The organism is Sanguibacter inulinus, assembly GCF_013415325.1.
Classification (GTDB): Bacteria; Actinomycetota; Actinomycetes; order Actinomycetales; family Cellulomonadaceae; genus Sanguibacter; species Sanguibacter inulinus.
In genome coordinates, this window is sequence record NZ_JACBYE010000023.1 from 1 (window position 1) to 16908 (window position 16908).

Annotated in this window: 14 protein-coding genes; 9 read left to right on the plus strand and 5 right to left on the minus strand. The window is 71.0% G+C overall.

What is annotated here, in order from left to right:
- The first annotated feature begins 248 nt into the window (after positions 1-248).
- Complete coding sequence (locus HZZ10_RS10470) at positions 249-3671, plus strand: hypothetical protein (RefSeq protein WP_179913462.1); 3423 nt, start codon at positions 249-251, stop codon at positions 3669-3671.
- Positions 3672-3956: 285 nt separating this feature from the next.
- Here the strand turns inward: HZZ10_RS10470 and HZZ10_RS10475 are convergent, their stop codons facing one another.
- Positions 3957-4859, minus strand: a complete 903-nt coding sequence (locus HZZ10_RS10475; RefSeq protein ID WP_179913463.1) for a sugar phosphate isomerase/epimerase family protein — start codon at positions 4857-4859, stop codon at positions 3957-3959.
- Positions 4860-5131: 272 nt separating this feature from the next.
- On the opposite strand from HZZ10_RS10475, the gene HZZ10_RS10480 reads away from it, so the two are divergent.
- Together HZZ10_RS10480 and HZZ10_RS10485 are read left to right on the plus strand one after the other, a co-directional pair.
- Entirely contained in the window at positions 5132-5920 is a 789-nt protein-coding gene (locus tag HZZ10_RS10480; protein WP_179913464.1) for a 3-ketoacyl-ACP reductase, read from the plus strand.
- Positions 5921-5983: 63 nt separating this feature from the next.
- Positions 5984-8296 carry an L-aspartate oxidase gene (locus HZZ10_RS10485; protein WP_308507551.1) on the plus strand — a complete coding sequence of 771 codons (2313 nt, stop codon included), beginning with the start codon at positions 5984-5986 and terminating at the stop codon, positions 8294-8296.
- A gap of 84 nt (positions 8297-8380) precedes the next feature.
- Here HZZ10_RS10485 and HZZ10_RS10490 read toward each other — a convergent pair whose 3' ends face one another.
- The 3 genes from HZZ10_RS10490 to HZZ10_RS10500 are packed head-to-tail and all read right to left on the minus strand — an operon-like array spanning position 8381 to position 10919.
- Positions 8381-9178, minus strand: a complete 798-nt coding sequence (locus HZZ10_RS10490) for an ABC transporter permease (protein WP_179913465.1) — start codon at positions 9176-9178, stop codon at positions 8381-8383.
- Positions 9175-9933 carry an ABC transporter permease gene (locus HZZ10_RS10495; RefSeq protein ID WP_179913466.1) on the minus strand — a complete coding sequence of 253 codons (759 nt, stop codon included), beginning with the start codon at positions 9931-9933 and terminating at the stop codon, positions 9175-9177. Before HZZ10_RS10495 ends, HZZ10_RS10490 begins: the two co-directional genes overlap by 4 nt.
- The gene (locus tag HZZ10_RS10500) at positions 9930-10919 is read right to left on the minus strand and encodes an ABC transporter ATP-binding protein (protein WP_218928657.1); all 990 of its coding nucleotides are present in this window, start codon (positions 10917-10919) and stop codon (positions 9930-9932) included. Before HZZ10_RS10500 ends, HZZ10_RS10495 begins: the two co-directional genes overlap by 4 nt.
- A gap of 348 nt (positions 10920-11267) precedes the next feature.
- Between HZZ10_RS10500 and HZZ10_RS10505 the strand changes: the two genes are divergently transcribed.
- The 6 genes from HZZ10_RS10505 to HZZ10_RS10530 all read left to right on the plus strand — a co-directional run bounded on the left by HZZ10_RS10505 (position 11268) and on the right by HZZ10_RS10530 (position 16416).
- Positions 11268-11969 (plus strand): hypothetical protein, encoded by a 702-nt coding sequence (locus HZZ10_RS10505; RefSeq protein ID WP_179913467.1) that lies wholly within the window; start codon positions 11268-11270, stop codon positions 11967-11969.
- 49 nt (positions 11970-12018) lie between these two features.
- The gene (locus HZZ10_RS10510; RefSeq protein ID WP_308507552.1) at positions 12019-12246 is read left to right on the plus strand and encodes a helix-turn-helix domain-containing protein; all 228 of its coding nucleotides are present in this window, start codon (positions 12019-12021) and stop codon (positions 12244-12246) included.
- Between the two features lie 90 nt (positions 12247-12336).
- Positions 12337-13452 carry an iron-siderophore ABC transporter substrate-binding protein gene (locus tag HZZ10_RS10515; protein WP_228087412.1) on the plus strand — a complete coding sequence of 372 codons (1116 nt, stop codon included), beginning with the start codon at positions 12337-12339 and terminating at the stop codon, positions 13450-13452.
- Positions 13452-14492, plus strand: a complete 1041-nt coding sequence (locus HZZ10_RS10520) for a FecCD family ABC transporter permease (protein WP_179913468.1) — start codon at positions 13452-13454, stop codon at positions 14490-14492. Before HZZ10_RS10515 ends, HZZ10_RS10520 begins: the two co-directional genes overlap by 1 nt.
- Positions 14489-15601: a FecCD family ABC transporter permease gene (locus HZZ10_RS10525; protein WP_179913469.1), complete on the plus strand. Its 1113-nt coding sequence runs from the start codon at positions 14489-14491 to the stop codon at positions 15599-15601. The genes HZZ10_RS10520 and HZZ10_RS10525 overlap by 4 nt, the downstream gene beginning before the upstream one ends.
- Positions 15580-16416: an ABC transporter ATP-binding protein gene (locus tag HZZ10_RS10530; protein WP_218928658.1), complete on the plus strand. Its 837-nt coding sequence runs from the start codon at positions 15580-15582 to the stop codon at positions 16414-16416. The genes HZZ10_RS10525 and HZZ10_RS10530 overlap by 22 nt, the downstream gene beginning before the upstream one ends.
- Here the strand turns inward: HZZ10_RS10530 and HZZ10_RS10535 are convergent.
- Positions 16413-16688: a hypothetical protein gene (locus HZZ10_RS10535; protein WP_179913470.1), complete on the minus strand. Its 276-nt coding sequence runs from the start codon at positions 16686-16688 to the stop codon at positions 16413-16415. The genes HZZ10_RS10530 and HZZ10_RS10535 overlap by 4 nt on opposite strands.
- Positions 16689-16908: the final 220 nt, after the last annotated feature.

Genomic DNA, 16908 nt, shown 5'->3' on the forward strand with positions numbered 1-16908 from the left:
CACCCGGCCCCCACGGGGGCGGGCGGGACCCGACAACAGCACAGACCTCAGGACTCGTGGATCTCACGAGCCCGGCACCGCCGTGCAGCGAGACGCCCTGGCGTGACCTGACGGCGAGGGGTGAGGGGGCGGTCCGACCGCCCGTCCCGCCCGATCCCGACCTCCCGCGGGGGCGACCCGACCTCGTCCTCGTGGCTGCGGACACCGCAGCGACCGACCATCCCGAACCCGACCGAGGGACCCCCGCCGTGAACAGCTCTCCCGTCCACCCGTCCACCACGTCCGCCGTGCTCGAGGCGCCCAGCAGCCCGGTGACGCCGGTCGACGCCGAGCTGAGCAGCGGACCGACGCGCATCGCGCTGACGGTGACGGGCGACGTCCGCTCGATCCGCCACGGCGGGTCGACCCTCGTCAGCCAGTACAGCCCCTCGGACCACGACGCGATGATCGGCGGGGTGTTCCTGCGCCGCCACACCGACGGCTCCGTGCAGAGCGCACCGCTCGTCGGCGCGCGCTCGGCGAGCAGCTTCTCCGTGGTCGACGGCTCCGCCCGCTGGGCCGGCGAGGTCCTCGGCGCGGCCTACACGGTCTCCCTCGTCCTCGACCCCACGGGTGACCTCTGGGTCTGGCGCGTCGACCTCGCCTCCGTCGAGGCCGGTGCGGCCGGGACCTACGACGTGGTCGTCGCGCAGGACCTCGCGCTGGCGCCCGAGGGCATGTCGCTGAGCAGCGAGCCCTACGTGAGCCAGTACATCGTCCACCACGTGGTCGAGGGCTCGACCGCAGGCTCGGTCCTCGCCAGCCGCCAGACCATGGCGACGGCCCCGGTCCTGCCGCTCGCCGTGAGCGCGATCGTCGAGGGTGCGCGTGCGCACCTGACCGACGGCTTCTCGCTCTACGGCCTCGACAGCAAGCTCGACGGGCACGCGCACGCCCTCGACACCGCCGAGTGGGACTCCCTCGTCTACCAGTACGAGCTCTCCATGCCGACGCTGCTCGGCCCGACGCTCGACCTCTCCGAGCCGCGCACGGTGCACGCTGTCACGGCCTTCGTGCCGGACTACCGCGGCGAGCTCGCCGACGCGATCGACGCCGTCCCCGGCCTCTTCGACCGCGCCGTCGAGGCTGCTGCCGCAGTGGTCGCGAGCGACGCCGCCGCCCCGGCTGTCCGCTCGCTCCTCGTCTCCGCCCCGCTGTTCGCCGGCCGGGACCTCACCGAGGACGAGCTCGTCGACCTCGGAGCCGGCTCGGTCCTCCAGCCGGAGCGTGCGGCCGACGGCTCGCTGCTCTCGTACTTCACGGCGGACGCCACCCACGTGGTGTCCCGCGCCAAGGAGCTCGCGGTCGAGCGTCCGCACGGCCACGTCGTCAAGGCCGGCACCGACGTCGCACCGAACGACAACATCCTCTCGGCGTCCTCCTACGTCTACGGTGTCTTCGCCTCGCACGTCGTCGTCGGCAACACCTCGGTGAACCGCTTCGTGTCGGTCCAGCGCAACCACCTCAACCTGCTCCGCTCGAGCGGTGTGCGCGCGCTGGTCAAGATCGACGGCGCCTGGAACCTGCTCGGCGTGCCGTCCGCGCTCGTCATGGACCTCGGCGGGCTCCGCTGGGTCTACGAGACCTCGGCCGGACGCATCGACGTGCGCACCACGGCGAGCGCCGAGGGCCGTGTCCTCGAGGTCCGCGTCGACTCCGAGCAGCCTCTCGAGCTGCTCGTCACGGTCGACGTCGAGCTCGGTGACCACGCCTGGTCCGCCGAGCCCGCCCTCGACGGGCGTGCGCTCGTCTTCACGGCCGAGGCCGGGACCGACGTGCAGTCGCACTGCCCCGACCTCACCTACGTGCTCGCGAGCCCGACGGGCCGGATCGGCGACGACTCAGTGCTCTTCGCCGACGGCGAGGCGCGTCGCACCTCGGTCGTGACCGTGGCCTTCGAGGCCGCGACCTCGGCCTCCGTGGTCCTCACCGGTGACCTCGAGGGCCGCGCACCGGCTCTCGACGCCGCTGCGCGCACCCTCGACGCTGCGCTCGACGTGCCCGCCGAGCTCGTGACGCACCGCCGCTACATCGGTGACTTCACGCGCAACCTGCACGTCGAGGGCTCGGGACGCCTCGCCGAGGTCAACCTGCTGCTGCCGTGGTTCACGCAGAACGGGCTCATCCACTTCCTCGTGCCGCACGGCCTCGAGCAGTACTCGGGCGCCGCGTGGGGAACGCGCGACGTCTGCCAGGGTCCGCTCGAGCTCAACCTGGCCTTCGGTCGCTTCGACACCGCACGCGAGATCGTGCTGCGGGTCTTCGGCCACCAGGACCCCGACGGCACGCTGCCGCAGTGGTTCATGTTCGACGCCTACTCCGAGCGCTACTCCGACGAGGCGCACGGCGACGTCGTCGTGTGGCCGCTCATGGCCCTCGGTGAGTACCTGTCTGCGACCGGCGACACGTCGGTCCTCGACGTCGAGGTGCCCTTCTGGGACTCCTCCGCCCGTCGCGCCGGGACCGAGGCCGTCCCCGTCCTGGAGCACGTGCGTGCCTCGCTCGAGTACATCCGCACGCACCGCGCCCCCGGCACCCAGCTGCTCTCCTACGGCGAGGGCGACTGGGACGACACGCTCCAGCCCGCTCAGGAGTCGATGAAGGAGGAGATGGCGTCGGCGTGGACCGTCGCGCTCCTGTTCCAGGCGACGTCGACGCTGTCCGCTCTGCTGCGCGGCGGCTCGCACGACGCGCTGGCCGACGAGCTCCAGGCCGAGGCCGACGTCATCGCCGCCGAGTTCACCGACCGTCTGATGATCGACGACGTGCTCGCCGGCTACGTGGTCTTCGCCCCCGAGGGCCCCTGGCCCGTCATCCACCCGACCGACGACCGCACAGGTCTGCGGTACCGCCTCATCCCGATGACGCGCTCGATCATCGCGGGGCTGTTCACACCCGAGCAGGTGCTGCGTCACGAGGCCCTCGTCGAGGACAACCTGCACTTCCCCGACGGCGTGCGCCTCATGGACCGCCCGGCCCCGTTCCAGGACGGCATCACGAAGTACTTCCGTCGTGGGGAGCAGGCCGCGAACGTGGGTCGCGAGATCGGCCTCATGTACACCCACGCGCACGTGCGCTACACGCAGGCCCTCGCCGCCCTCGGGCGTGAGCGTCTGGTGACCGAGCTGCTGCGCATCAGCCCCGTCGGGCAGTTCGAGCGCCTCGACCACAGCGCCGCACGCCAGCGCAACTGCTTCTACTCCTCCTCGGACGCGGGCTTCACCGACCGCTACGACTTCGCGGAGAACTTCGACAAGCTCCGTGACGGCTCGGTCCAGGTCAAGGGCGGGTGGCGCGTGTACTCCTCGGGTCCCGGCATCTACCTGCGCCAGCTGGTGCACGGCGCGCTGGGCATCACCGAGCGCGCCGGCGGCGTGGTCTTCGACCCGGTCCTCGCGGCCGAGGACGACGGCACCGTGCTCGGTGTCGACCTCGCGGGCGTGCACCGCCGCGTGACCCTGCACGTGGTCGCCGGTGACGCACCGGTCCGCGTCGAGGTCGGTGGCGTCGCGGTCCAGGGCGCCGAGGTCCCCGCGCACTACCGCTCGGGCGGGCTGTTCGTGGCCTCCGAGCAGCTCACGGGCGACGTCGACGTCTACGTCGGCCTCGACCGCAGCACCCTCGCGGGCTGACGCACGACCGCCTCCCGGCCCCCCACTCGCGAGGTCGTACGGACACGCCGGATCACGCCCTCTGAAGGGCGGGTCTGGCGTGTCTGTACGACCTCGGTGCGCTGCGTACGACCTCGGTGCGCTGCGTACGACCTGGGTGCGCTGCGTGCGACCTGGGCGCGGGCGGGGCGACCTGGGTGGCGAGCGACTGACAGCATGACGACGGCCCGGTGGCCGCCTGCGCCCGAGGAGGGGACGTGCAGGTGACCACCGGGCCGTCGGTGTCTCCGGGCCGCGGTGCGCGGCTCAGAGGTACGGCTGCACGAGCGCTGCGTAGCGCTCGGCGACCGTCCGGATCACCACATCCCCTGCGGTGTCCCAGATCTGCTGGTTGAAGATCTCGACCTCGACGTCACCGGCGTAGCCCGTCGCGGCCACCCACCGGGTGATCGTCGGGAAGTCGACGTAGCCGTCGCCCATGTACCCGCGGGAGAGCAGCGGGTCGGCCGCGAGAGGGAGCAGCCAGTCGCACACCTGGTACGACGCGATGCGTCCCTCGGCGCCCGCCCGCGCGACCTGTGCCTCGAGGTCCGGGTCCCACCACACGTGATACGTGTCGACGACCACGCCGACCACGTCGGCCGGGTGCGGGGCCGCGAGGTCCAGGGCCTGCCCGAGCGTCGAGACGACAGCGCGGTCGGCCGCGAACATCGGGTGCAAGGGCTCGAGCACGATGCGCACGCCGTGCTCGGCGGCGAAGGGCGCGAGGTCGCCGATGCGGTCGGCGACACGCTGGCGGGTCGCGACGATGTCGCGGCCGGCGTCCCGCTCGGTCGGGTCCTGCGAGGTCCGCGCGGGCTCGCCCGGGCCGGGGTTCGCGCCCAGGCCGCCGACGACGAAGACGAGCTCGCTCGTCCCGACGGTCGCCGCCTCGACGATCGCGGTCTTGTTGTCCTCGAGGGCCGAGGCGATCCCCGCGTCGTCGGAGGCCGTGAGAAACCCGCCCCGGCACAGCGACGAGACGCGCAGACCGGCGTCGGCGACGACCTTCGCGGCCTTGTCGGCTCCGATCTCCTGGACCCTGTCCCGCCACAGCCCGACCGCTCCGTAGCCGGCGCGCGCCGCACCGTCGACGGCCTCGGTCAGGGTGAGCAGCTTGGTGGTCGCGGTGTTGAGGGAGAGCCTGGACAGGTCTGCGCCGGAGGTCATCGTCGAGTCCGTTCGAGAGGGCTGCGGGCACCCCAGGTCGGAATGCGCTTTCCGGCGAGCCTAGTGAGGCAAGGGGGCAGGGTCAAGACGCTGACGCGCGCGGCCGGAGGCTGCGGTGCGCGGGCTGGAGGCGCGCGGCCGCTCCTGTCCGACCGGGCAATGGAAAGCGCTTGCCCAAACTGTCGATCTCTGAGAGCATCGACGGCACGTGAGCGTCTCCGCGCGCTCAGACCTGACGACGGGCGACGGTGCCCGCACAGACCGGAGGACGAATGACCCAGGTTGCTCTTGTCACCGGCGGGAACCGCGGGATCGGGCTCGGCATCACCCGCCGGCTCCTTGCTGACGGCTACGCCGTCGCGATCCTCGCGACCCGGCCCGAGCCCACCGAGCTGCTCGACGAGCTCCGGACGAGCGGACCCGACGGTGGCCCGGCCGAGGTGCTCTACGTCCAGGGCTCTGTCGCCGAGGTGGCCGACCACGCGCGCTTCGTCGACGCCGCGCTCGAGGCCTGGAGGCGGATCGACCTGCTCGTCAACAACGCCGGTGTGGCCCCGACGGTCCGGGCGGACCTGCTCGAGGCCGAGCCCGAGAGCTTCGACAGGGTGCTCGGCATCAACCTGCGCGGCCCGTACTTCCTCACCCAGCGTGTCGCCAACGCGATGATCGCCGGGCGCGGTGAGGCCTCGGGCGTCGACCGTCCTGTCGGGACGATCATCAACGTCTCCTCGATCTCCGCGACGGCGGTGTCGACCAACCGCGGGGAGTACTGCGTGTCGAAGGCCGGCGTCTCGATGGGGACACAGCTCTTCGCCGTGCGCCTGGCACCCGAGGGGATCGTCGTCTACGAGGTGCGCCCCGGAGTCATCGAGAGCGACATGACCGCGGGCGTGCAGGAGAAGTACGACAAGCTCTTCGCCGACGGCCTCGCCCCGATGCCGCGCTGGGGACGCCCGAGCGACGTGGCCGGCGCCGTCGCCGTCCTCGCCTCGGGGCAGACCCCGTACTCGACAGGCGAGGTGTTCCACGTCGACGGCGGGCAGCACATCCCGCGCCTCTGACGCGACCTGCCGCCACCCTCCCCTCTCTCTCGGACCGCCGAGACCGTCCTGCCAGGAGTCACCGTGACAGCCCCCGCCACACCTGAGACGACCGGAACGACCAGCCCCGCGGCCTTGCGCGAGGCAGGTGACCACTCGGTCAACGCGACCTTCGACGTCGAGACCGTGCGCCTCGCCGGGTACGACGTGCCCGTCGTGAGCGCCAACACGGTGATCGTCGGGACCGGCTCGGCAGGGTTCTGCGCCGCTGACCGGCTGTGGGAGTTCGGCCAGGAGGACGTGGTCATGGTGGCCGACAAGGTCAACGCCGGCTCGTCGCGCAACGCCGGGTCGGACAAGCAGACGTACTACAAGATGACGCTCTCGGGCGGAGACGGCGACTCGGTCCGCGAGATGGCCGAGACGCTGTTCTCGGGCGGCGCGATGGACGGCGACAACGCGCTCTGCGAGGCTGCGCTCTCAGCCCGCGGGTTCCTCAGGCTCTGCGAGCTCGGGGTGCCGTTCCCGCAGAACCGCTACGGCGAGTTCATCGGCTACAAGACCGACCACGACCCGCGACGCCGGGCGACCTCGGTCGGCCCGTACACGTCGCGGTCGATGGTCGAGCAGCTCGAGAAGAAGGTGCACCGCAACGGGACGCGGATCTACGACCAGTGCCGGGTCGTGGATGTCGTCACGCGCGACATGGTGAGTACAGCGGGTACAGCGGGTACAGCGGGTGCTGCAGATGCGGCCGGCGCCGGACCGGCCGCGGTCACGGACGGTGCCCCCGACGGTGCGACGAGCGAGGTCGTCGGGCTCCTGTGCCTGCGGACCGACGTGGTGCACGACGGCACAGAGAGCCCCTTCGTGCTGTTCCGGGCCCGCAACCTCGTCTACGCGACCGGCGGGCCCGCCGGTATGTACGCGACCTCGGTGTTCCCCAACGGTCAGTGGGGTGCGTCGGGTGCTGCGTACCGCGCCGGGGTCCACGGCAAGAACCTCACCGAGTGGCAGTTCGGCCTCGCCTCGACCAAGCCGCGCTGGAACGTCTCCGGCACGTACATGCAGGTGATGCCGCGCTTCGTCTCGACCGATGCTGACGGCGGGGACGAGCGCGAGTTCCTCAGCGAGACGATCCCCGACTACGGGCGTCAGCTGTCGATGATCTTCCTCAAGGGCTACCAGTGGCCCTTCGACATCCGCAAGGCCCTCGACGGCTCGTCGCTCATCGACCTGCTCGTCTACCAGGAGACTGTGCTGCGCGGACGCAAGGTCTACCTCGACTTCACGCGCAACCCCGTGCAGCCTGAGCTCGACGCGTCGAAGATCTCGCCCGAGGCGCACGCCTACCTCGAGCGGGGTGGTGCGTTGTTCGGCACGCCGATCGAGCGCCTCAAGCACATGAACATGCCGTCCTACGAGCTGTACCTCGGCAAGAACCCCTACGTGGACCTCGAGAAGGACTGGCTCGAGGTGGACGTGTGCGCCCAGCACAACAACGGCGGACTGGTCGTCGACGCGTGGTGGCAGTCGAACGTCGCCGGGTTCTTCCCGGTGGGCGAGGCTGGCGGGGCGCACGGGATCTACCGTCCCGGGGGAGCAGCGCTCAACTCTGGTCAGGTGGGGGCGACGCGGGCTGCGCAGTTCATCGCCGTGCGCCGCACCGACGAGCCGGTCGACCTGACCTCCTTCAACGAGGCCGCGGCGCCGCTCGTCGAGTCCGCCGCCGCCCTGGTGGCACGGGCTGCGGGCCGTGCCGCGGCGGGGGAGCCTGACAACACCGGTGAGCTGCTGCGCGCCACGAGCGCCCTGATGAGCGAGAAGGCCGGCCCGGTCCGTTCGGCTCAGTCGATCACCGAGGCGCTGGCCCAGGTGACAGCGTGGCTCGCCGCCTACGACGACCTCGTGGTCGCCGACCCGTCCAGCCGCCGGTCGGTCAACCGGACCTTCCTGGTCCGCGACATCCTCACCACGCAGTACGTGTACCTCTCGGCGATGGCCGACTACGTCGACCACGGCGGACGCAGCCGTGGGTCTGTGCTGTACACCGACGCGTCGGGCCACCTGCCGCAGGTCGGCTTCGGCGACGACCCGCAGGCCGAGCTCGACCTTCCGGAGATCTTCAGGTTCGCCCTCGACGGCGGGGCCCTCGACGGCGTGGTCCAGGAGGCGTCGTGGACGGGTACGGAGAGCGCATACCGCGGGGGAGCGGGTGAAGTCCTGGGCGCCGCCGAGGAGGTCGGGGCGGAGCAGGAGGGGTTGGGTGCCGCAGAATCCCGCCGCAGGGCCGGGACCTGCGACTTCACGTGGCGGCCGGTGCGTCCGATCCCCGAGGACGACGACTTCTTCGAGAACGTGTGGCGCAGCTACCGTGAGAACAGGAACATCGTCTGACGCACGCTCGTCGACGACACAGACCACGACGGCTCAGGGCTCCGCAGGGGGAGGACTGGGCCGTCGTGCTGTCCGGTGACGGGATCAGCTGGTCATGACGGCGCTGCCGTGCTTGCGTGCGCGCACCTCGGAGGCCCTCACGGCGAGACGGGCCACCACCAGCAGCGCGCAGAGCAGGACTGCCTCGATGATCAGCGCACCTGCACGGCCTGACGCCGCCGAGTCGCGGGTCGCGTCGATCAGCCCCGCACCAGGGACCAGGCGGACCAAGGGCTTGAGGGCGGCGGGATAGGCGACGGCTGGCAGCAGGGCTGTGCTGAGGAGCGGCATGAGCAACGCATAGGCGGTCGCCAGGACGTGAGGGTCGCGCAGGGAGAGCCCGGCGGCGAGGATCAGCAGCCCTGTGACAGAGCCTGCCAGGGCTGCGACGACCAGGAATCCTAGGTGCCACCCCACGTCAGGGAGCTCGTGGGTCGCGGCTGCGACGACGAGCGATGTCGTCGTGCCGACCGCCATGCCTGCGGCCGAGGCGACTGCTCCCCTGCCGAGCCACAGGGCTGACGAGGCCAACCCTCCCGAGGACAGGAGAGAGTCGACCACCCCGAGGCGCCTGTCTGTCATCCCGAGGTCGACCATCAGTGCCGATGCCGTCGTCACCGCGACCATCACGGCGCACCTGTAGGCCACTGCCGCGCCGGCCTCACCGCCGGCCGACGAGCTCATGGCGGTCAGGAAGATCACGCTCAGCACCGGGGTCGCGAGGCAGACGACCAGAGCGGTCGACCAGGTCGCGAAGGCCGTCAGGCTCTGCCGGGCGACAGATGCGCTGGATGCGAGCAGGGTCGTCCAGACCGTGACGGTGTCAGACCTGGGGCCGTTCACAGCAGGGCCAGCGTCCCGCGCGACCGGGCTCGGTCCAGTGCGTCCCGGAACCCGAGTCGTGCGACGAGCAGCCAGGAGACCGTCGCGCATGCCGACAGTCCCAGCCACACCAGACTCGGGTCGGCGTCGTCGAGCAGAGCTCTGACTGTGGCGACAGGACCTGTGAGCGGGCTGAGCACCGAGAGCCATCGGAGGTAGACGGGTGACGAGTCGAGGCTCGTCACGATCCCGGACACCATCCACACCGGGATGACGAGGAGGGCCTCGTAGACGATGGCGTGCCGTGTCAGCACGAAGAAGACGGCGATGGTCAGTGCGGCCGCGACGCACCCGACAGCGAAGAGCACGACCGAGACCAGCATCAGCAGAGAGGTCGACCACCCGACCTGTCCACCGCAGACGAGGACGGCGAGGACTGCCACCGGGAAGCACAGGAGTCCGGAGCAGGCGGTCGAGGCCACGAGGGGGACGAAGATGCGAGCGGCCCCGTGCGGTGAGACGGCCAGGAGGGGGAGCGTCCCCTGGAACCGCTGGAAGCCGATCATCCCCGCAGACATCGTGGTCAGCGACCACATCCCTGCCGCCCCAGCCTCGAACCAGACCTGGTCGCCGAGCGGTGCGCCGAGCCCGTAGGCGACGAGTGCCTTGACCGCGACGAAGCTCACCGGAGTGACGACGATCAGCTGGACGAAGAACGAGTTACGGAGCATCTGACGGCTGTGGAAGCCCACCATGAGCGCGGCGTCCCGGCTCATGACGCGGCGTCGATCAGGCTGTCTGGCGCGCCGCCGGTCCCCGAGCCGCCTCGGTCGGCGAGCAGCGCCAGGTAGCACTCCTCCAGCCCAGCGGCCTGCGTCTTCTCGCCACGCACGAGGAACGGCAGGTGGGCTGATCCTGGCACAGCACCCGAGCGCCAGGCGACGACGACCTCGGTCATGAGCCCACGGGCATGGACGTCGACAGAACGCACGCCTGGGGATGACAGGAGCTGGCTGCGGTAGGACTCCGCCCAGTCGTCGATCAGGTACGACGACACCTCGCCGATCCCCGCTGCCGCCCCGATCGCCTGCGCGTCGCCCTGAGCCAGCGTCCGTCCGCCGGCGATGACGACGATCGTGTCGGCGAGGAGCTCGACCTCACGCATCGAATGGCTCGTCAGCAGGGCCGAGGTCCCGTCTGCCACGAGCTGCCGCACCAACGAGCGGACCTCGACGGCGACCTCTGGATCGAGGCCGATGGTCGGCTCGTCGAGCAGCAGCAGCGCTGGCCGTGTCACGATCGCCCGCGCGATGTGCAGTCTCTGGACCATCCCGCGCGAGAAGGTCTCGACGCGGGACCGAGCCCGGTCGGCGAGCCCGACCTGGTCGAGCACGTCGCTCAGAGCCCGCCGGGTGATCCGGGCTCCTTGCACTGCTGCGAAGAACCTGAGGTTCTCCTGCGCGGATGCGCGGAGGTAGAAGCCCCGCTCACCGCCCAGCACGAGACCGATGTTCTGGCGAGCGGTGCGGGTGTCTCGGACGACATCGTGCCCGAGGACAGAGATGCTCCCCGACGTCGGCAGCAGGAGCGTCGAGCACATGCGGACCGTCGTGGTCTTGCCGGCGCCGTTGGGGCCGATGAGGGCGCAGACCTGGCCGGCAGGAACAGAGAGGTCGAGTCCGTCGACCGCGCGTCGCCGCTCTCTACCCCTCGAGAACTCGCGCACCAGAGAGCGGCAGGAGAGGACATCAGGTGCGGTCACAGGGCGTCCTCCAGGAGGCGGAGTCCCAGCTGGTTCGGCCCGGAGGTGCGATCGTCGGTGCTGGCGTGCTCTGCCGTGATCGATACCAGGCTCATGTCTTCACCGTTCTTCGGTAGCCCTCGGGCGAACTTCCGAACGGTAGCATCAAGGGGGCGAAACCGGCAAGACTGGCCTGTAGGATCTTTTGCCCATACCTAGGGTTGGCCGCGGGTGTCGCTGGAGAGTGGGGCGTCGTGCTGCCCCGAGGGCAAGGGTCTTGCGCTGCGACTCTCGAGGGGGTTGCCACGGCCGCACAGCCCCATTAGATTATCGACATCAATAATATCGATCTCGATAACAGGGGGCATCATGGTGGGACGCGCCGGCTCGACGGGTCGTGACGGAGACGGTGGGACCGTGCTCCTCGGGTGGGTCGGAGAAGCACAGCTCCCGGAGGAGCCGGCGTCGCGCACGAGCACTCCGGTGCGGTGGATCGCAGGAGCGGTGGGGGTCGTCACCGTGCTGGCCGTGGCGCAGCTCCTCATCGAAGCGCTCACGGTGCTGCTTGCCCGTCAGGCTGCTCCGTACGAGTCGTCCTTCGGTTCCAGGGTCCACGCCACGGAGCTGCCGCAGCTCCTCGAGCTGACGAAGAACGGTGGTCGAAACCCCGTCTACCTCGACGAGCTCCCGACGACGCTCCGCGTGATCGCGGCGGCGCCTGTGCTCGTCCATGCCGCGACGATCCTGGTCGCCGGGGTCCTGGTCGTCGGTCTCGTCCTGGCTGTCACCCACGGGCGGAGGTCGTGGACGTCGGCTCGGCCGATGCTCGCGCTGCTCGGACCTGTGCTGCTCGCAGGTGGTCTGCTCGTCGGCCTCGGCGACACCGTCGCGGTCCGCCTGGTGTCGACCGCAGTCTTCGAGGTGCCGGGGATCATCTCTGTCGACGGCTTCCGCCTGGCCGGCCCGCAGTGGCCGTGGACGATGATCGCCGCCGGTCTTGTCGTCCTCGTGCTGCGGCTGGTGTTCCGCGAAGGTGCTCGACTCCAGGACGAGGTCGACAGTGTCGTCTGAGTCGTCTGAGTCGTCTGAGTCGTCTGAGTCGTCTGAGTCGCCTGACGTCGTGGTCTGCAGGCTCGACGAGATCCTCGCCGAGCGCGGGATGACGCTGACCGAGCTCTCCAGGCGGACCGGGATCACGATGGCGAACCTGTCGGTGCTCAAGACGAACAAGGCCAGGGCGGTGAGGTTCACGACGGTCGCGGCTCTCTGTGCCGCTCTGGGTGTGGGGCCGGGGGACCTGTTCGTCCTGCGCGCCGAGGCCTCGCGGAGCGGTGTCATGGCTCCCTGAACTGCGCGCGGACCGGATGTGCAGCAGGTCACACCCCCGATGACAACCCGGTCCTCGTCCGGGGTGCGATCCTGAGGGTAGCCTTACCAAATGACCTCCCGATCGGTGGTCGGCACCTCGACGTCTTCCGGAAGGCACCCCGTGTCCGTCTCCTCAGCACGCCCCACCTCGCGCCTGCGGCGCACACTCGTCGCGGCGGCGACCGCGACCGCGGTGCTCGCCCTGGCAGCCTGCGGCTCGGACGACTCCGCGGACGACACCTCAGGTGACAGCAGCTCGGCTCCCGCCGCCGAGGCTGGCGCCTTCCCGGTCACCATCACCGGAGCCCTCGGTGAGACGACCATCGACGAGGCTCCCGAGCGCGTGGTCACCCTCGGGTGGGGTTCCTCGGACATCGCCCTGTCGCTCGGCGTCGTGCCCGTCGGCATCGAGACCGATGCGTGGGCCGGTGACGAGGACGGCTACCAGCCGTGGTTCCGTGACGCCGTCGAAGAGCAGGGCGCTGAGCTGCCCACCACGATCGAGATGTACCCCGAGCTCGACGTCGAGGCCGTCATCGCCCTCGAGCCGGACCTGATCCTCGCGCCGCAGTCCGGCCTGGACCAGGCGACCTTCGACCAGCTCTCGGAGTTCACGAACGTCGTCGCGTACCCCGAGGGCCCGTGGATCACGCCCCTCGACGAGCAGGTCGAGATCGCCGCGACGGCCCTCGGCGTCCCCGACGCCGCGCAGCCGCTCCTCGACGAGGTCGACACGACCCTCGCCGACGCCGCAGCAGAGCACCCGGAGTTCGCCGACGTCAGCGTCGCCTACGTCGCCTCGCAGGAGCTCGGCACCCTCGCCGCCTACGTGCCCGGCGACCCGCGCGTCGACATGCTCACTGGGCTCGGCTTCCAGCTCGCGCCCTCTGTCGCCGACCTGACCGCCCCCGAGGGCCTGTTCACCGCAGACATCGGCCTCGAGAACTCTGACGTGCTCTCCGACGTCGACGTCCTCTTCACGTGGTTCAACGACGAGACCGAGCAGGCCGCGACCGAGGCCCAGCCGCTCTTCGCCTCGATCCCCGCCTTCGCGTCGGGCGCCTACGTCCCGATGGTCGACCGCCAGCTTGGCATGGCCGTGACTGTCTCCACGCCGCTGAGCGTGCCGTGGGCCATCGACAAGTACGTCCCGATGATCTCCGAGGCCGTCGCCAAGGTCGGGTGATGACCACGCACGTCGACGCACCCGAGCAGGACCGGACGGTCGCGTCCGGTCCTGCTCGGCGCTGGGGGCTGGGCGCCGGGCTGGTCCTCGCGGTCGCCCTCGCGGCGCTCGTCGCCGGGCTGAGCCTGGCCGTCGGCAGCAACCAGCTGCCCCTCGGGACCGTGTGGCGCGAGCTCTTCGCGCCCGACGACTCCTTCGAGGCGACGGTCATCGCGTCCCGTGTGCCGCGCACGGTCCTCGGGCTGCTCGTCGGGGCGGCTCTCGCCGTGTCCGGTGCGCTCATGCAGGGCATCACCCGCAACCCGCTCGCCGACCCCGGTCTGCTCGGCGTCAACACCGGGGCGTCGGCGGCGATCGTGGCGGGGAGCGTCGTCTTCGGCGCCCTCGGGAGCCGCAGCATCTACTTCGCGCTCCCCGGGGCCTTCGCCGTCGCGGTCCTCGTCTACACGATCGGGTCGGGGCGCTCTGGTCCCACACCGGTGCGCCTCGTGCTGGCCGGCGCAGCTGTCGGAGCCGTCCTGTCGGCGGCGATCCAGGCGGTGACGCTCACCAATCCCGAGGTCTTCGACAGCTACAGGTTCTGGGTCGTCGGTTCGCTCGCGGGACGCCCGGCGTCGACCGTCGACATGGTATGGCCGATCATCGTCGTCGGTCTGGTCGCCGGTCTCCTGCTAGGCCGCCCGCTCAACACTCTCGCGCTCGGAGACGAGACGGCGCAGGCCCTCGGCGGCAACGCCGGCCGGACGCGACTGCTCGGTGCGCTCGTCGCGACGCTGCTCGCCGGCGCGGCGACGGCGGCCGTCGGGCCGATCGCCTTCGTCGGGTTGGCGGTGCCGCACATCGTCCGGAGCATCACCGGCTCGGACTACCGCTGGCTCGTCGCCTACTGCGTCGCCCTCGGACCTGTCCTGCTGCTCGGCGCCGACGTGATCGGACGGGTGGTCGCACGACCTGCCGAGCTCATGGTCGGGGTCGTCACGGCCTTCGTCGGTGCGCCCTTCTTGTACGTCGCAGTCCGTCGCTCGGGGAGCGGGCTGTGACCCGCCCGACGACAGTCGCCGAGGCGGTCGCAGAAGACGCCGCCGCAGGTGGCCGAGCCCCGCGCGCTCTGCGCCCCCGGATCGAGGACGGTCATGTCCGCGTGCTCGGTGCGGCCCTGCCGTGGAACGCCCGTGCGACGCTCGTCGTCACGGTGGCCCTGGTCCTCGTCCTGGTCTCTCTCGTCCTGTCGCTCACCCTCGGTCGGCTCGGCATCGCTCTCGCGGACCTCCCCGCGGTGCTGCGCGGCGAGGGCAGCAAGACCGAGCACTTCGTGGTGTTCACCAACCGGCTCCCGCGGGCTGTCGTCGGCATCTGCGCGGGCGCTGCCCTCGGGATCTCCGGCGCGATCTTCCAGAGCGTCACGCGCAACCCTCTCGGCAGCCCCGACATCATCGGCCTCAACGCCGGTGCGGCCGCCGGCGCCGCCGCGGTGACCCTGGTCTGGCCTGGGCTGCTGCCCGCGCCCGTCGGCGCGCTCCTCGGCGGGGCCGTCGCCGTGGTGCTCGTGCTCCTCGGGGCAGGGCGCGGCGTGCAGGCGCCGCTGCGGATGGTCGTCATCGGGATCGGGGTGGGCGCCATGTCGCTCGCCTTCGTGCAGTTCGCCATCACCCGCACGCGCCGCGAGCAGGCCCAGGAGATGGCCGCGTGGCTCAACGGCTCGCTCAACGCACGCAGCTGGGAGCATGTGACGATCATCGCTGTCGCGCTCGTGGTGCTGGGGCTCGCGGCGCTCGCCCTGAGCCGCGGGCTGCAGCACGTCGAGATGGGCGACGACGCGGCTGTGGCCCTCGGTGTCCCGGCCCGGCGGGTCAGGCTGCTGGCCGTCGCGGTCGGTGTCGGTCTGGCCGCAGCGGCCGTCGTCGTCTGCGGGCCCGTCGCCTTCGTCGCGCTCGTCGCCCCGCAGGTCGCCCGCCGGGTGACCGGGTCGACGGGGCCAGGGATGGTCGCGGCAGGCGCGACCGGCGCTCTGCTGCTCGTCGGCGCCGACCTCGTCGCCGTGCACCAGCCGTGGTTCGGCTCGCTCCCTGTAGGCGTGCTCACCGCAGGGATCGGCGGTCTGTACCTCGCCGTCCTGCTCACCCGTGAATGGAGACGTGGAACGCTGTGACCCCCACCGAGAACCTTGAGCCGCTCGAGGCTGCCGTACCGCCCGTGCGGGGGACTGGCCTGCGCCTGGCCTACGACCAGCGGGTCGTGGTCGACGGGCTCGACGTCGAGATCCCGGCGGGCTCTTTCACGGTGATCGTCGGGCCGAACGGCTGCGGCAAGTCGACCCTGCTGCGGGCCCTCGGCCGGACGCTCACCCCGCGGGCCGGCGAGGTCGAGCTCTACGGGACTCCTCTCGCGTCCCTCGGCAACAAGCAGATCGCCCGGATGCTCGCGCTGCTGCCGCAGACCCCCATCGCACCCGAGGCGATCACCGTCCGCGACCTCGTGGGTCGCGGGCGCTACGCCTACCAGACCCTGCTGCGCCAGTGGTCGGCCTCGGACGGGGTTGCCGTCCGCGCGGCGATGGAGGCGACGGGGACCACGGACCTCGCCGACCGCAAGGTGTCCGAGCTCTCGGGCGGTCAGCGTCAGCGCGTGTGGATCGCGATGGTCCTCGCGCAGGACACCGACCTCTTGCTGCTCGACGAGCCGACGACCTTCCTCGACATCGCGCACCAGGTCGACGTCCTCGAGCTGTGCGCCCAGATGCACAGAGAGGGCCGGACCCTCGTGGCGGTCCTGCACGACCTCAACTTCGCGGCCCGCTACGCGACGCACATGATCGCGATGCGCGACGGCGAGATCGTCGCGACGGGGACACCGCACGAGGTGGTCACCGCCGAGGGTGTCGAAGAGATCTTCGGGCTGCGGTGCCGCATCATCACCGACCCGGAGAGCGAGACGCCCCTCGTCGTCCCGCTGGTGACGCGCTAGGTGCTCTCTGGTTCTGACGGAGCACGGAGATAGGCCGCCACGGCCTCCCGCACGAGGGTCGAGAGGTCCCAGCCTTCCTGTGCTGCGCGGTCTCGGGCGGCGACGTCGAGACGCAGCGGTGCTCGGACGTGCCAGACGGGCGAGCAGGCCCCTGGTGCTGTGCGCGGGTCGAGCGGGGGCCGGCCGCGGCGTGCGGGGATGCTGGTGGCTGCGCCGTCTGTCGACGCTCCAGGTGCGTGCTCTTCGGCGAGGCTCGTGTGATCGATGCTCATGCTGCGTCTCCTCTTCGCACAGGTGTCCTGGGTGAGGGACGGGAGCCCGACCCGGACAGCTCCTCACGGTAGCGCACCATTGTCGCGAAGATCATTCTCGCCCGACTCGTCGCACTCTGGGCTCGTGCGACAGGAGATGGATGGTCTGACGCGCGAAGGCGCCCCGCTGGTCGCGGGGCGCCTCAGGGACGAGCTGGTCAAACGGGGACCGTCGTGACGT

Bases quoted from the DNA above. Each gene is read 5' to 3' on its own strand.
- HZZ10_RS10520 (WP_179913468.1), top strand. From the start codon at position 13,452: ATGACCACGCACGTCGACGCACCCGAGCAGGACCGGACGGTCGCGTCC.
- HZZ10_RS10480 (WP_179913464.1), top strand. From the start codon at position 5,132: ATGACCCAGGTTGCTCTTGTCACCGGCGGGAACCGCGGGATCGGGCTC.
- HZZ10_RS10505 (WP_179913467.1), top strand. From the start codon at position 11,268: ATGGTGGGACGCGCCGGCTCGACGGGTCGTGACGGAGACGGTGGGACC.
- HZZ10_RS10535 (WP_179913470.1), bottom strand. From the start codon at position 16,688: ATGAGCATCGATCACACGAGCCTCGCCGAAGAGCACGCACCTGGAGCG.
- HZZ10_RS10475 (WP_179913463.1), bottom strand. From the start codon at position 4,859: ATGACCTCCGGCGCAGACCTGTCCAGGCTCTCCCTCAACACCGCGACC.
- HZZ10_RS10515 (WP_228087412.1), top strand. From the start codon at position 12,337: ATGACCTCCCGATCGGTGGTCGGCACCTCGACGTCTTCCGGAAGGCAC.
- HZZ10_RS10530 (WP_218928658.1), top strand. From the start codon at position 15,580: ATGGAGACGTGGAACGCTGTGACCCCCACCGAGAACCTTGAGCCGCTC.
- HZZ10_RS10495 (WP_179913466.1), bottom strand. From the start codon at position 9,933: ATGAGCCGGGACGCCGCGCTCATGGTGGGCTTCCACAGCCGTCAGATG.